Source organism: Bacillus sp. FJAT-29790, assembly GCF_019039215.1.
Classification (GTDB): Bacteria; Bacillota; Bacilli; order Bacillales; family Cytobacillaceae; genus Cytobacillus.
Map to the genome: position 1 here is coordinate 38,382 of NZ_JAHNZZ010000005.1, position 15,091 is coordinate 53,472.

Consider the following 15,091-nt stretch of genomic DNA (forward strand, 5'->3'; position numbering starts at 1 on the left):
TATCGAAAAATAGCTCCTTCATTATATGGATAGATATGTGCCATTCTGTATAAACTATTTTCGTCTCCTCTTTTCAATTAATTTTAAAAAACATCTTAATTTTTCGACAAAATTTTTGGTGATTCGACAAAACCGATTGACCTTTAAGAAATAAAGATATAGAATTTTTACATATTTTCAAAAAGAATGAGGGTTCAGTATGAAAAATGTATTATTCAGGAGAAAAAATCTCGGGGAGTTACTTAAGAAAAAGGGAGATATCCAGCTCCAGCAATCGTTAGGAGCATTTGATTTAATAATGCTTGGAGTTGGCGCCATTGTAGGAACAGGTATATTTATTCTTCCTGGAACAGTGGCTGCTAATCATTCTGGACCAGCTATTATTTTTTCATTTATTATTGCTGCTATTGTCTGTGCGTTAGCAGGTATGTGTTATTCAGAATTTTCTTCATCCGTACCAGTAACAGGCAGTGCCTACTCGTATGCATATATTGTATTTGGAGAATTAATTGCTTGGTTAGTTGGTTGGGCTTTAGTGCTAGAATATGGTTTGGCAGTTGCTGCAGTCTCAACTGGTTGGTCTTCCTATTTATCTGCTTTGTTAGAAGGAGTTCATATCATTATTCCAAAGGCAATCTCAGGTCCATTTGTTCCGGCAGACGGAACTTATGTAAATATCCCAGCTATTGCTATAGTATTAGCCACTGCTTTCTTGTTAACGCGCGGGATTAATGAATCTGCAAAACTGAATAAGATCATGGTATTTATTAAAGTAGGTGTTATTCTTTTATTTATTGGAGTAGGTATTTTTTATGTGGAGCCTGCTAATTGGCAGCCATTTATGCCTTTCGGAATAGAAGGAGTTTTGGGCGGGGCAGCCCTTGTTTTCTTTGCCTTCCTTGGGTTTGATGCTGTTTCAAACGCAGCAGAAGAGGTAAAAAATCCACAACGCAATTTGCCTATTGGAATTATTGGTTCATTATTAATTTGTACATTACTTTATGTAGTGATTTCGCTTATTTTAACTGGAATGGTTTCATATACACAGCTAAACGTAAGTGACCCAGTTAGCTTTGCTATGAAGCTCGTTCACCAAGATTGGATGGCTGGTGTCATTTCACTGGGGGCTGTAGTTGGGATGATGACGGTTATCCTTGTAATGCTATATGGAGGAACAAGACTTCTATACGCACTTGGACGTGATGGATTACTACCGAAAAGTATGTATGAGCTTAATAAAAAATATAAAACGCCTGTTAAAAATACGTGGATCTTTGCAGCACTTATCGCTTTTTGCGCTGGCTTCATTCCTTTGTCTAAACTCGTGGAATTAGTGAACATGGGAACATTGCTTGCATTTACAATCGTTTCAATCGGAGTTATTTTCTTAAGAAAAAATAAGAGTATACCATCCGGCGGTTATAAAGTACCGTTCTTTCCAATTTTACCGATTTGCTCATTTCTATTATGTTTATTTTTAATCTCTCAACTTTCTATTCATACATGGATTGCATGCGGTATTTGGTTTGTAGTTGGATTGTTCATCTATTTTACTTACGGTAGAAAGCATAGCTTAATGAATAAAGAATAGGAATACAAAAAGTGAGCTTACATTGAAATGCAGAAACAATGTAAGCTCACTTATCTTTTTAACAGAAGATTGAATGCTCTGATGAGAGCAGTATATCCCTATATTCATTCAACGCCTCAACACGTCTTTAAAAACATATTAAATCGTGAATTTAAAACGATTAAGCCTAATGAAAAATGGGTTACAGATATGACTGAACTGAAATATGGAGTTTCTAATAAAGCTTATTTAAGTGCAATTTTAGACCTTTACGGTGGTTCAATTGTTAGCTATGTATTGAGACATTCAAACAATAATGAACTAGTGTTTAAAACATTAGATCGAGCAACTATTGCCCTAATTGATGAGCAGCCATTAATTCATAGCGATCGAGGGTATCAATATTACATCACATGGCTTTAAAAGAAGAATTTATGAAGCGAATATGACACACAGTATGTCCAGTGTGGAAAAATGTGAATTAAACAAAAATACCATGTAAAGCCCTAGAACAAGGGCTCTACTTTAAAAAGGATTAAACCTCATTTACTTATGAAACGGTTCACCACACCTATTTAACTGGCAGTTTTTCTCCTTTTATTTCCTCAATTGACCCATCTTGAAATCTCCCAAATCATCTTTTCTGCCTATTGTGTCCGATTCTTTTTATAAAATATGGGTAAAATATCCATTGCAATCACAAATAATAGAGGGTACTATTCTAGCGGTAACTTTACCGTAAGCATGTACATAATGTTTTAATTCATCAGGAGGTAACATATGCAATATGGTATTTCAATTTTAGGCGTTCTTGTAGTATTGTTTTTGGCTTGGTTAGCTAGCTCCAATCGAAAAGAGGTAAAATTCAAACCAATTATCACGATGCTAGTCATTCAAATTATTTTATCAGTAGTACTGTTAAATACGAAATATGGCATCATCATCATCAATGGTATATCTACTATTTTTAGCATACTGCTCGAATATGCAAGCGATGGGGTTTCCTTTGTGTATGGCGGCATGGCGAACAAGGGAGAGACTCCATTCTTTCTAAATGTATTGCTCCCAATCATATTTATTTCTGTATTAATAGGAATACTTCAACACCTGAAAATCCTGCCGTTCCTCATGAGGGGAATTGGATTACTATTAAGTAAAGTGAACGGGATGGGTAAACTTGAATCATATAATGCAGTTGCTTCGCTGATTGTCGGACAATCGGAAGTTTTCATCACATTAAAAAAGCAGCTAGCCCTGCTTTCAAAACAGCGTATGTATACTCTATGTGCTTCGGCGATGTCGACAGTATCAATAGCATTAGTTGGCGCTTATATAACGATGCTGGAGCCAAAATATGTTGTCACAGCTTTAATTTTAAATTTATTTGGCGGCTTTATCATCGCCTCGATTATTAATCCGTACGAGGTAAAACCAAGTGAAGATCTATTAGAAATACAGGAGGGAGAAAAGCAATCCTTTTTTGAAATGCTTGGGGAGTATATCCTTGATGGTTTTAAGGTTGCAGTTATCGTCGGTGCCATGCTGATTGGGTTCATTGCTTTAATGTCGGCAATTAATCACGTGTTTGAGCTAATATTTAATATTTCCTTTCAGCAGCTGATAGGTTACCTTTTTGCTCCACTTGCCTTCATTATGGGGATTCCTTTATCAGAGGCGGTTAGTGCCGGGGGGATTATGGCGACTAAACTGGTGACCAATGAATTTGTCGCGATGATGGATTTGTCCGGAGGCAATCATCACTTTAGTGCCCGCACACTCGGGATTCTTTCTGTATTCCTGGTTTCCTTCGCTAACTTCTCATCCATCGGCATTATTACCGGAGCGGTTAAAAGCTTGAATGAAAAGCAGGGGAGTATCGTCGCGCGTTTTGGGTTGAAACTGTTATATGGCGCCACACTTGTTAGTATACTTTCAGGTATCATCGTTAGTATCGTTTTATAAAAGCAGGAACCCACTCCTTTGAGTGGGTTCTTTGTTCTGGAAATCTAGCTTTTAAAACTTAATAAAACACCTTAATAAACACAGGGATGGATTTAATAACCATTTACAAAGTCGTCAATTGTAACTCTTTCGTCCTCTGTAGGTTCCCTTTTTACGAACTTTTCGTATTCCTCAATTATTTTCTGTTTATCACCACCGCAAATATCGGTATATTTCGCAATGGTTCTAAGCTTGGCTACTTCCTGATTAAATTCCTCTTTTGAAATCGGCTTTTGATGCGAAGGTATATATGTATCTGCGTCAAATGATTCTAATTCATCTAATAGTCGTAGTGTTTCCTTGATTGTATAGTTTTCTTTTTCGGAATACATATTAGGATAAATGCAGTCACCAAGAAAAAGGATCTTTTCTTCTTTGATATACACGATTACTGAATCTGCAGCATGATCCCCTCCAACGTATTGCACGATGCAGGTTACCCCGCCAAGGTCAATTTCCACTCGCTTCTCAAAAGTTACATCCGGCAAGACAATCTTGATATCTCGGTGATCGTTGAATTCCTCCTTAATGGCTTTGGCACAAAATTCAATCTCCGTTCCCTCTTTCACTCGCGCATCTAATGCCTCGTCTGACCATGAAAACGGAATTAGCTTCTCCATTTCCCCTTTTGTTATTTTGGAAGCGATAGAAACGGTATTAGGTAATGCTGATAGACCAAAGATATGATCCCAATGCCAATGGGTAAGAACAACCATATCAGGATTTGGGACTCCCCTATTTAAAAGTTCTTTCAGAAAATAATTTGCATGGTCTTCCGAGTTACCTGCATCAATCATTAATGTTTTATTATTGCCGACAACCATTCCTAGAATAGGGCGGTCGGTTTCCGATATTGGCGTGATATACCAAAAACTCTTACCTACTTTGTTAATTGAGTGCATAAAGAGATGCCTTCTTTCTTTTTTTAAAAATACGGTTGTTTACTCATAAGGTTTTTTTAAGAACCGCCGCTATTTATGATACGGTTCTCCCCGATTTATCCTATAAGCCCGATAAACCTGCTCCACCAAAATCAACTTCATCAACTGATGCGGAAATGTCATCTTCGAGAAACTAAGTTTCTCATCCGCCCGCTGCATCACTTCCTGGCTCAATCCAAGAGATCCCCCAATAACAAAGGCTACCTTACTTTTCCCGTACGTAGCCAGTTTATCGAGTGTATCTGCCAATTCTTCCGATGTTTTCATTTTCCCTTCAATCGCAAGAGCAATAACATGTGCATCTGGATTAATTTTTGCTAGGATCCGTTCGCCCTCTTTTTGTTTCACTTGGATCATCTCTGTTTCACTTAGTTCTTCAGGTGCCTTTTCGTCTGGAACTTCGATGATGTCCATTTTGGCGTAGGCTGATAATCTTTTTAAATATTCATCGATTCCTTGTTTTAAATATTTTTCTTTTAGTTTTCCGACCGTTATGATTGAGATATTCACAGTTCATCCTCACTTTGTAAACAAGATATCCACAATAGTTATCCACATATCCACATTCCCTATCCACATCTTGTATAGGATCATTTGTTTGCCACAAGATATATAGCTGGATTTTTGCAATATTCACAGGCTGTTGATAACTTTTCCTCCCCTAATACTTTCTTTAATTGCGGAAATGTTTCATACTCATCAACCACAGTATCTATTGCTATATCAACATGTTCTTCACAACAGTAAATCATCAAAATTATGCTCCTTTCATTAAAAAAACGCTATCACTATTATTTGAATTGTGGATAATTTTCATTCTTTCTACTTTCCTTTACTTATCCACATCTCATCTTATCAAAACCATAAAAAACAGGAAAGCACATTTCGCTTTCCTGTTACCTATATTATCTACTCACGATAATTAAAAGGTTTCTCCACTTAGCTTTATAGTTGTTTCTTGAAGCTTTCCATTACGGTAAAACTTAACCTTCATTTGTTCACCGATTTTCTTCTTCGTATATAAATGCTGTCGTAAATCGATAACATCGTTCATTTTTTCACCGTCCATTTCAACGATGACGTCTAGTTCTTTTAATCCCGCTTGTGAAGCCGGTGAGTTTGGTTCTACTCTTCTCAAGGCAACTCCGTAAGTAACGTCACTTGGAAGCTTCAATGCTTCTTGTTGGTAATAGGCCGGGATTTCATTGACTGATTTTAAGTCGACGCCCATATATGGTCTTTTTACCTCGCCATATTTTTCAAGGTCTTCAATGATAGGTATTACATGATTAATTGGAATAGACAATCCAATGCCTTCTACTGCCTGTTGGGCAATTTTCATTGAATTAATGCCAATGACTTGGCCTTTAATATTAACTAAGGCACCGCCACTGTTACCAGGATTGATCGCTGCATCGGTCTGCAACACTTCTGCCTGCCAATCGATAATTCCATCATTATTAATGTCAATCGGAATCGTACGCTCTAACCCGGAAATGATTCCTTGTGTAACAGAACCCGAAAACCTTAGACCTAAAGGGTTTCCGATCGCAAGTACAGGCTCACCTGTCTTTAAAGCATCCGAGTTTCCAAACTCAGCGACTTTCTTTACTTTTTTCGCATCTATTTCAATTACAGCAAGGTCTGTCCAAATATCACTGCCTCTAAGCTTGGCTGGAATCTTTGTTCCATCCGCTAGAGTCACCTCCAGTTCACTTGCACCCTCTACTACGTGATGGTTGGTGACAATTAGAGCTTTGTTTCCTTCTTTTTTATAAATTACACCTGAGCCAGTACCAGCTGGTTCCCCAACATTCCCTTTGTCATTCCAAAAGCCTGTTGTTTGGATATTCGTAATGCCAACAACAGCATCCCCCGCCTTGTCAACAGCCTTTGTAACATCTGAGACGACATTTAGAGAAACATTTTCTGTGAGAACATTTCTATTTCCATTCCCCATTGCACTCTCTTGCAATTGTGCACCTGGCTCAACTGTATATGGAAGAATACCCATATCAGAAAGCTTAGGGATAGCAATAATAACGAGAAATGCTCCTAAAATAACTCCAACTAGACTTACTAAGAAATACCCGCCCCTGTTTCCTTTTTGTTGTTTATAACGGTTTTGATGATCTTGGTCATAGTAACCCACGATGGATCAGTCCTTTCTTCAAAAATGAATCAATGCTTTTGAATTCCTTATAAAAAAGGAGTATTTATAAGTGCTAAGATCTATTCTTCCTATCTACCCATTATTATACTCCCTCATTTTTTAAAATCTAAGGAAAAGACGCGCCAAATCGGAATCTTACGACTTTGTTCATATATTAGATGGATTTTGTTAACAATGCAAAAAAGGAATAAATAGCCGCAAGCAAAATGGCCATTCATTCCTTTTTAATCAAGCTCTTTGGATTGTTGCTTTTATTTCCTTCATTAAAGGCAATCGGTCACTCCCCGATTGCTTCTAGTCTCACTTCTTAACTTTAGACTGCTGTCAATGCGGTTGGTATCTTCGGATCAGTATCATACAGCTCAAACTGCTCGCCAACAAGAATCCCTCTGCTTTCAAGCGTTTGTGCAACAGACATTCTTGCTAGTTCTTTAATATTGTTGTCTTGACTTAAATGGGCTAAATAGAAGCGCTTTGTCTGGTCGCCGGCTACTTCGCTCATTGCGATAGCAGCATCCTCATTTGAAACATGGCCGACATCACTCAAGATTCTTCTTTTAATACTCCAAGGGTAGCGGCCCATCCGGAGCATCTGAACATCATGATTACTTTCGAATACATAGGCATCCGCATTGGAGATTAAGCCTTTCATACGGTCACTGACGTATCCGGTATCCGTAATCAAGACAAGTTTTTTGCCTTGCTGATGAAAAACATAAAACATCGGATCCGCCGCATCATGAGAAACACCAAACGATTCGATATCTAAAGAACCAAACGTTTTCACAGTTTCCATATCGAAGGTGAACTTCTGCTCCACAGGAACCTGTCCAATTAAGCCATCCATTGCCTGCCATGTTTTTTCGTTTGCATAAATCGGTAATTTATACTTCCTTGCAAGGATGCCTACTCCCTTAATATGATCGCTGTGCTCATGCGTGACTAATATACCGGAGAGCTTCCCCATGTCCCGGTCAATTTTCTGAAATAAGGCTTCCATTTGCTTCCCGCTCAAGCCCGCATCAATCAGAAATGAATGGTCCTCCGTCTCGACAAAGATCGCATTCCCTGTACTCCCGCTCGCAAGAACGCTGAATTGCAAAGACATAAATTTCTCACTCCACTATTTTTTTCTCTTCATTGTTTAATTGAATAATTTGCCCCTCGAAGGCATGGACAAATAAATTCTCATCATCATTGATCACAAAACGCCACGCAGGTGTTAATACTTGTGAAGTTTGTGTGTGGACGAATGTGAAATAACCAAGCTCCACTTTGGTAATTTTGCTTTTGGGCTTTAAGGAGCCATTTCCATATAAAGTTTCAATGGCTTTAAGGGGCTGAATAATTTTCTCTTCTTCCGATAGCTCCTCGATATCTTCCAATAATGTTTGCCTGTAGGAAACAATATCATTTTCATCATTTAAATAGATTGTTAGTTCACCATTGAAGTTTTTATAAAAAATTTTATCACCAAACTGCTGATAATACGTCAAAGTATTACCTTTCTTCGTCCAAAATCGATATTGGTCACCGTACAAAATATTATTTTTAATAAAAGAATTGAGCTCTGAGGATTCAAGTTTATCACTAATCTGAAATGGCTTTTCAAGAACAGATTCCAAGATGAATCCTTCATTTATTTTCATTCGCTGACCTTTTAACTTCGTTTTTTCTAATTCCTCGAGATCCTCATTGCTGAAGTTTTTTGGCTTTGCACTTAAATACATGTCCTTGAGATTGTTTTTTGGAAGGTCAGTATATTCAATTTCATCCGCTTTAAGCCGCTTTTCAAACGAAGTCTCTGTTCTAAACTCATATTGGCTGGAGCTCTTAAGTTTAAAGAACTCATACATTAAATAAATATCGAGAACAAGGAAGGTCAATATAAAGATTGTCTTGATTCTACTCCAATCCATGAATGTCCCCCCCTGTTTCATCCACAGATACTTTTCTCCATGAATCATTGTATTGATAGTACCAGGAAGGCTCTAAATAGACTAATCTTGTCTGTGCGTCCTTTATCATTGTATATCCGATTATTAAATCCTGCAGTTTTTCTGATTCAAATCCGTCCATACCCGTTATACGCTCTAATACAGTCTGGCCTGAACTAAGATCAATTTCAGTGGATTCTGTACGAATGCCAAGCGAAAAATTGCTGCGCAAATACTCATTAATTTCACTTTGCCCCCAGGTCTGACTAATTTCTGAAATCCGATTATCTTCGCTAAAAACAGGATAGCCCTTCGCATCATAAAGGCGGAAAAGCACCCTATGTCTCATTTCATCCATTTCAACATAGCGATAATTATCCGTCCAACCGCCATGCTCATTCACAAAATCAATGCTTCTTTTTAATAAATTTTTGGAGGAAATAGTCTCATGGCCTTCAACCGGATTCACATAAGAAATCGTATTCTTATCAAAGTTAACGCGCATTAGACTTGATCCGTCTGTAAATTCTTCGCTTAACGTCTGATGGTTTTTCTGAACAAAGCTTGGATTTCTGAACAAAGCATTTTTAAACTTTTCGGGTTCTAAAGGATTTGATAAATATTGATATCGAAGCATTTTCGTTTCTTTTATTGGCAAAAAGAGAGTTCGTTCGTTTGAAACTTTATAAGGGAAATACTCCCCAAAGTTCAAACTATATTCGGCATTTTTAAAATAAGCATTTTTAAAATTTTGCACGAAAGAGGCAGGAACATAGCTTCTGAAGGCTTGTTTGTCTTCCGAAGAAATAAAATAAACGAAGCCTTGTTCCTTTTCAGTTTCTTCTAAATGAATGACAATCCGGTCAAAACGAAAATCAGGTAATTTCTTATCCTTTATTTCAATAATCGTCCGATATAGCTCAATTGGAATCGAATCTGGAAAGAGGATAACTGCACTTTCAGCCTGATGAATGAATGTTGGAAAACTCTTTATTTCTGCTGAAACATCCTCAAAGTCAACAAAGTTCCATCGGCTAATTTCCGTTATAACCCGATCGATTTCATTGCTGTCAATCGTCCCAATATGCTTATCTTTCGAATAGTGATAATAGATTTTATCTGGTTTTATGATTTTTTTTACATCTTTCTTCGCACTAATCGCTACTTCTTGAACTGTATTCGCTTTTTTCATCATTTCATAGTTTGGCTGGTACGTCCAAATGCTCCATGTTAAAAGAACACTAAAACATACTAAAATGACTAATATGATTGATTTAATATTTTCATATGTCATTCCCAATCATCCTCTTCAGTACGAACATAAGGCAGGCTAAAAGAAATCGTTGTCCCTTTTCCTTCTGTACTGGACGCCCATATTTCCCCGCCATGCGCTTCCACCATTTCCTTGGCGATTGCGAGGCCAAGGCCTGTTCCGCCCAGCTTCCTCGTTCTTGCTTTATCCACTCGGTAAAACCGTTCAAAAATCTTATCAATATTGTCCTTCGGTATTCCTACCCCTTGATCCGAGACGCTCACAATAATAAAATCATTCTGCTCTTCAATGCGAAATGCCACTTTTCCGCCTTCTGGAGAATACTTTAATGCATTGGAAATGATATTATCAAGCACTTGCGTAAGCTTGTCTTCATCAATTTCAACAAGGGCCGAATGATCTGGCAGCTTTCTTTCAAATGTCACATTTTGCTGCTTTGTAAATTCAAAACGATCAATAATCCGATTATAAAAGAAGATAAAGTCAATCCATTCTTTTGTTAGAAGATAATCTTTGCTATCCATTTTCGATAATTGCAGCAAGTCATTAACAAGACGAATCATTCGCTCTGTTTCATTCTGAGTGACTTCTAAAAAGTTTGGCGCAATTTCTTCATCTTTCCATGCCCCTTCAGCTAATGCTTCTAAATAGCTTCTCATTGTCGTTAATGGGGTTCTTAGCTCATGGGAGACGTTCGCGACAAATTCACGGCGTTCCATATCAATTTTTTCCTGTTCAGTAATATCATGAAGGACCGTTATGAGTCCATTAACAAATCCAGTCTCTTTCTGGATAACGGAGAAATTCGCACGTAATATCAATGTATTCGGATACTGGCTGTAATCGAGAATGACAGATTCGCGTTCCGCTTGTAATTCTTCAAATGTGTAATCCTCTTCCAAACCTAGTAGTGAAACAATAGGGGAGGATAAGACTGTTTCACGTGAAACATTCAACATTTTTGCAGCCGGTTCATTGATTAAAATGACTCTGCCTTTTCTGTCCGTTGCGATTACGCCATCTGTCATATAGGCAAGGACTGAAGACAACTTCCGCCGTTCCCCTTCCGTCGTTGCCTGGGCCTCTTGCAGCTTCTTTGTTAAGTTATTAAAGGTCATTGCCAATTGCCCAATTTCATCATAGCCATAAACCTTTACTTTTCTTGAAAAATTCCCCTTCGCCATCGCAAGGGCCTGCCTACGCATATCAGACATCGGCCTTGTGATCGTTTGTGCGAGAAGAACGCCCAAAACGGCAGTAATTGCAAGGGCAATGGCTGTTCCAGATGTAAAAATACTGTTGATCTGTCTCATCTGCTCAAATACGTTCTCAATCTTTGCAACTAAGTAAATAGCCCCTTTTACTTCCCCATTATGTTTAATCGGGGTCACTAGAACCCAGATGCGATTACCCGTATGTGGGTCAATGAAATCTTCACTCGCTTGCTGAGAAGTAGCTATTGTCATTCTGCTCAACGTATCCGTTGTTCTTTGACCTACTACTCCTTGATTATCAGGGTCGGAAGTTCCCAAAATCTTGAGTGTATCTCCTTCAATCACCCTTACCTCCGTAATATCGGCAGAATAATAGTCTCTTAATAATTTATAAACATCCTCTTCGAGAGACGGTCCCTCTTCGTCAGGCAATCGTTCTTTCGTCATCTGTTCTTCGAGATAATAAGCAAGCAAATTAACCCTATCTTGGATCGTCGTTTTGAAATTATCCTTTAATGTGAACTCTAATTGTCGAACAAAGTACACACCAATGATTTGCATCGCGATTAATATAAGTAACACATAAATGATGACAAACTTTAGGTGGATTGATCGGGCAAAACCTACTCTTTTCATTAATATCCTTACTCCTGTTCGGGGTTTCGTAAGTAATACCCGACCCCTCGTCTTGTAACGATCCATGTAGGGTGACTTGGGTTGTCTTCAATTTTTTCCCGAAGCCGTCTAACCGTCACATCAACGGTTCGCACATCCCCATAATAATCATAGCCCCAAACAGTCTGAAGCAGGTGCTCCCGTGTCATAACTTGTCCAATATGCTTAGCCAAGTAGTGAAGAAGCTCAAACTCACGGTGAGTCAGTTCGATTGTCTCTCCACGTTTTGAAACAACATAAGCATCCGGATGAATAATCAATGATCCTACTGTTATTTCATTTGTTTCATTCTCTTCAGTAGCATTTGCAGTAATTTGCTGATGGCGTCTTAAATTTGCTTTAATCCGAGCAATTAGCTCCCGTGTGCTAAAGGGCTTTGTTACATAGTCGTCAGCTCCGAGCTCAAGCCCAATCACTTTATCGATTTCCGAGTCTTTCGCAGTCAGCATAATGATCGGCATATCATATTTTTTTCTCACTTCACGACAAACTTCAATTCCATCTCTTAGTGGAAGCATAATATCAAGGAGAATGAGATCCGGCTTAATTTCCTCGACCTTTTCTAAAGCAGCATTTCCATCATAGACACAGATTACTTCGTAGCCTTCTTTCTTCAAGTTAAATTGCAAAATATCTGCAATTGGTTTCTCATCATCTACAACTAGAATTTTTTTATCCATACTTTTCTCCTTTTTAATCATTTATTTTGGAGCAGTAGAATGCTGTATAATATCAAAGGTTATTAACTTACTTTAACATTTTACACTAGGGAATTCATCTATTTGGAAGAGTTAGATTAACCTAGTAAAGTCCACTGCCTAGCTGAGCCATTCAATGTCGTTATTTCAAAAAGAATGGTTCTGTTAATCTTGGTTGTTGATTTCCGCTCCAGGTGCTCGCTTTCCGTGGGCGGTTCGAGAGCCTCCTTGTCGCTATCTCTCCTGCGGGGTCTCCCTTGGACTCGCTTTTCCCGCAGGAGTCTCGCACCTTCCGCTCCAATCAACAAAATACAAATATCAACAGTGTGCTTTAACACTGCCAAAAGAATAAAAATGTCTCTAGTATAAACAACTAGAGACAGCGGAAATTAGCGAATATAATTTAATGGATCTTGCAAGCTTCCATTTTTATAAAGTTCAAAATGTAAATGTACGCCTGTAGAATCCCCAGTTGAGCCCATGATACCGATTTTAGAACCTTTTGATACAGTTTGGCCTGCGCTTACATCAATCGAAGCGAGGTGGGCATAAATGGTGCGGTAGCCATTTTGATGATCAATGACAATTTTATTCCCAAAACCGTTAGCCCATCCTGCAGATACGACAACGCCATTATCTGCCGCTTTAATCGTACGGTTGCTCGGTCTTGCGATATCAATGCCTTTATGCATTTTCCCCCAGCGGTATCCAACTTTACTTGAAATATATCCGCCAACCGCCGGCCAGACAAAGCTTCCTTCGCCACGTGATGGGATAACTTTTGTTCCTTTAACCACAATATGTTTAACAGGCTGTTGAAGAATTTCCTCTTTAACTAGCTCTTTTTTAACTGTTTGACCATTTTGTTCGGAAATATGATAGGTTGCTGATCGCACCCCATCTTTCCCTTCTTGTTTTACCTTTGTATCCCCTTTGAACATCGAAGAATTCTCTACAACTTCTTTTTCAAATGGAATTGTTTCTTTATTGAAATATTCCTTGTCAACGATCACTTGAACATATGGTTTTAAGATTGTTACATTCAATTCTTGATCAATTTGCAGAAGAGAATTTTCGGTTAAACCAGGATTGATTGCGAGCAGCTGCTTTAATTGAAGGCTATGGGCACTAGCAATTCCGCCAAGCACATCTCCTTCTTTTACTTTATACTTTATTTCTTCTATCGATCCTTTTTCGAGAAGTTTTACTGCCTGCTCGACAGACATGATTTGTTCGGGTTCAATTTTCCCTTCAGATACTGAAACTTCTTCAGATAGCCGAACGTCAAGTATACGAGTTTCATTTTCTTTTAATGGCGGGAATGTACCGTCTACGGAGGCTTTTTTCGCTTCTACTTCTTGCAGTTCATTTTCCGATACATATTTTAATTTTATTTGGTCGATTACTTCTTTAGCCTTTTCTTGATTTTCAACATAAGCTACAGGGCTTCCACCAATTACAAGTGCAGAGGCTTGAGCCTGTACATTAATTTCCTTTACAATTTCCTTTGCTACTTCTAGGTTATTAGCGATAGAATTCGAGTGAAAGACTTGTTCCGGGACATAGGTTAACTTGGAATTAAGCGATAAGTTAAGATTCTTGTGAACAGCCTGCGACTCTTGCAATTTTTGATTAACTAAGCTTTCAACCTCATTTTTATCTGAGACCGTGCCAATATATTGCTCATTGACATAAACATAAAAAACAGTCGTTATTTCCTCGGTGTTTGCCAAGGGAGAGGCTCCGCCCGTAATAGAAATAGCTGCTGCAGCAAATGCTGTTATTACTGCTTTTTTAAATATCGATTTTACTTTCTTATATGTATGGCTTTTAAGCGTTGTTAATTTATTGGTCGTTTCCTGCACTGTTACATCCTCCTAGACTACGGCAACAAACACACTTTAATATAGTGCTATGTAACTAGTTTTATTCCCTGCCAGAATTTTCACTTCTCTACTTTATCATAAAAGCATCTCAATAGATTAGTAGACTTCATAATGTAACAGAAATGTATAATTATTGACATTTTATTACTATTTCATAATTGATTAAGGCGATTGTAATCGAATTTTGTCAAAAATAGAGAATATATTAAGAAATAACGCTATAATAAGTGGTTTTTCGGGGTGTTTTTTTAAAAAAATATCGATTTAAGCCGGGGAACAAGGTTAATTTCAGCCTTTTTCCTGAAATTTTTTATTGTTTTATTACATTTGTGTAACAAAAAGGAGCATGACTATTGTCATGCTCCTTTTTCAGGATGGCTCAGGACGGAATCGAACCGCCGACACAAGGATTTTCAGTCCTTTGCTCTACCGACTGAGCTACTGAGCCATATATAGTATTGTTTCCTAAATTTCGATTGTGGGCATACTGTGTTCCAAAGCGATGCGTTCTTTGTCACAGTTTTTATATGGTTGCCATCCAGGAATATATTGCTTCGACACTGCAAATTTTTATAATCAGCTAACGAAACATAATAAAATATATATATGACAGTCAGCAAGGTAGCCGTCCTTGCCAGCCGCTTACTAACTGTCATGTGCCATGACCCCTACGGGATTCGAACCCGTGTTACCGCCGTGAAAGGGCGGTGTCTTAACCGCTTG

Annotated in this window: 12 protein-coding genes, 2 tRNA genes and 1 pseudogene; 3 read left to right on the forward strand and 12 right to left on the reverse strand. The window is 38.1% G+C overall.

Going from position 1 to position 15,091, the window contains the following annotated elements; translation table 11 throughout:
• Positions 1–199 precede the first annotated feature (199 nt).
• The 3 genes and pseudogenes from bcaP to BGM26_RS20215 all read left to right on the forward strand — a co-directional run bounded on the left by bcaP (position 200) and on the right by BGM26_RS20215 (position 3,532).
• Complete coding sequence (bcaP, locus tag BGM26_RS20205; RefSeq protein WP_217042093.1) at positions 200–1,591, forward strand: branched-chain amino acid transporter BcaP; 1,392 nt, start codon at positions 200–202, stop codon at positions 1,589–1,591.
• Positions 1,592–1,699: 108 nt separating this feature from the next.
• A pseudogene (locus tag BGM26_RS20210) lies at positions 1,700–2,048 on the forward strand (transposase); the annotation flags it as partial.
• 302 nt (positions 2,049–2,350) lie between these two features.
• Entirely contained in the window at positions 2,351–3,532 is a 1,182-nt protein-coding gene (locus tag BGM26_RS20215; RefSeq protein WP_217042095.1) for a NupC/NupG family nucleoside CNT transporter, read from the forward strand.
• A 92-nt stretch (positions 3,533–3,624) separates the two neighbouring features.
• Here the strand turns inward: BGM26_RS20215 and BGM26_RS20220 are convergent, their stop codons facing one another.
• From BGM26_RS20220 to BGM26_RS20275, 12 genes are all read right to left on the reverse strand, one after another.
• The gene (locus tag BGM26_RS20220; RefSeq protein ID WP_217042096.1) at positions 3,625–4,473 is read right to left on the reverse strand and encodes an MBL fold metallo-hydrolase; all 849 of its coding nucleotides are present in this window, start codon (positions 4,471–4,473) and stop codon (positions 3,625–3,627) included.
• Positions 4,474–4,542: 69 nt separating this feature from the next.
• Positions 4,543–5,022 (reverse strand): 23S rRNA (pseudouridine(1915)-N(3))-methyltransferase RlmH, encoded by a 480-nt coding sequence (rlmH, locus tag BGM26_RS20225; RefSeq protein ID WP_217042097.1) that lies wholly within the window; start codon positions 5,020–5,022, stop codon positions 4,543–4,545.
• Between the two features lie 80 nt (positions 5,023–5,102).
• On the reverse strand, positions 5,103–5,264 hold the full coding sequence (locus tag BGM26_RS20230) for a CxxH/CxxC protein (protein WP_217042098.1): 162 nt from the start codon (positions 5,262–5,264) through the stop codon (positions 5,103–5,105).
• Positions 5,265–5,434: 170 nt separating this feature from the next.
• Entirely contained in the window at positions 5,435–6,664 is a 1,230-nt protein-coding gene (locus tag BGM26_RS20235; RefSeq protein ID WP_217042099.1) for a S1C family serine protease, read from the reverse strand.
• A 334-nt stretch (positions 6,665–6,998) separates the two neighbouring features.
• Positions 6,999–7,793, reverse strand: coding sequence for an MBL fold metallo-hydrolase (locus BGM26_RS20240; protein WP_217042100.1), 795 nt, complete (start codon positions 7,791–7,793; stop codon positions 6,999–7,001).
• A 7-nt stretch (positions 7,794–7,800) separates the two neighbouring features.
• Positions 7,801–8,604 (reverse strand): two-component system regulatory protein YycI, encoded by an 804-nt coding sequence (locus BGM26_RS20245; protein ID WP_217042101.1) that lies wholly within the window; start codon positions 8,602–8,604, stop codon positions 7,801–7,803.
• Entirely contained in the window at positions 8,591–9,916 is a 1,326-nt protein-coding gene (locus BGM26_RS20250; RefSeq protein WP_217042102.1) for a YycH family regulatory protein, read from the reverse strand. The genes BGM26_RS20245 and BGM26_RS20250 overlap by 14 nt, the downstream gene beginning before the upstream one ends.
• Positions 9,913–11,745, reverse strand: a complete 1,833-nt coding sequence (walK, locus tag BGM26_RS20255) for a cell wall metabolism sensor histidine kinase WalK (RefSeq protein WP_217042103.1) — start codon at positions 11,743–11,745, stop codon at positions 9,913–9,915. Before walK ends, BGM26_RS20250 begins: the two co-directional genes overlap by 4 nt.
• 8 nt (positions 11,746–11,753) lie before the next feature.
• The gene (gene yycF / locus BGM26_RS20260) at positions 11,754–12,464 is read right to left on the reverse strand and encodes a response regulator YycF (RefSeq protein ID WP_217042104.1); all 711 of its coding nucleotides are present in this window, start codon (positions 12,462–12,464) and stop codon (positions 11,754–11,756) included.
• Between the two features lie 407 nt (positions 12,465–12,871).
• Positions 12,872–14,347 carry a peptidoglycan DD-metalloendopeptidase family protein gene (locus BGM26_RS21865; RefSeq protein ID WP_217042105.1) on the reverse strand — a complete coding sequence of 492 codons (1,476 nt, stop codon included), beginning with the start codon at positions 14,345–14,347 and terminating at the stop codon, positions 12,872–12,874.
• A 396-nt stretch (positions 14,348–14,743) separates the two neighbouring features.
• A tRNA-Phe gene (locus tag BGM26_RS20270) sits at positions 14,744–14,816 on the reverse strand.
• Positions 14,817–15,033: 217 nt separating this feature from the next.
• A tRNA-Glu gene (locus BGM26_RS20275) sits at positions 15,034–15,091 on the reverse strand.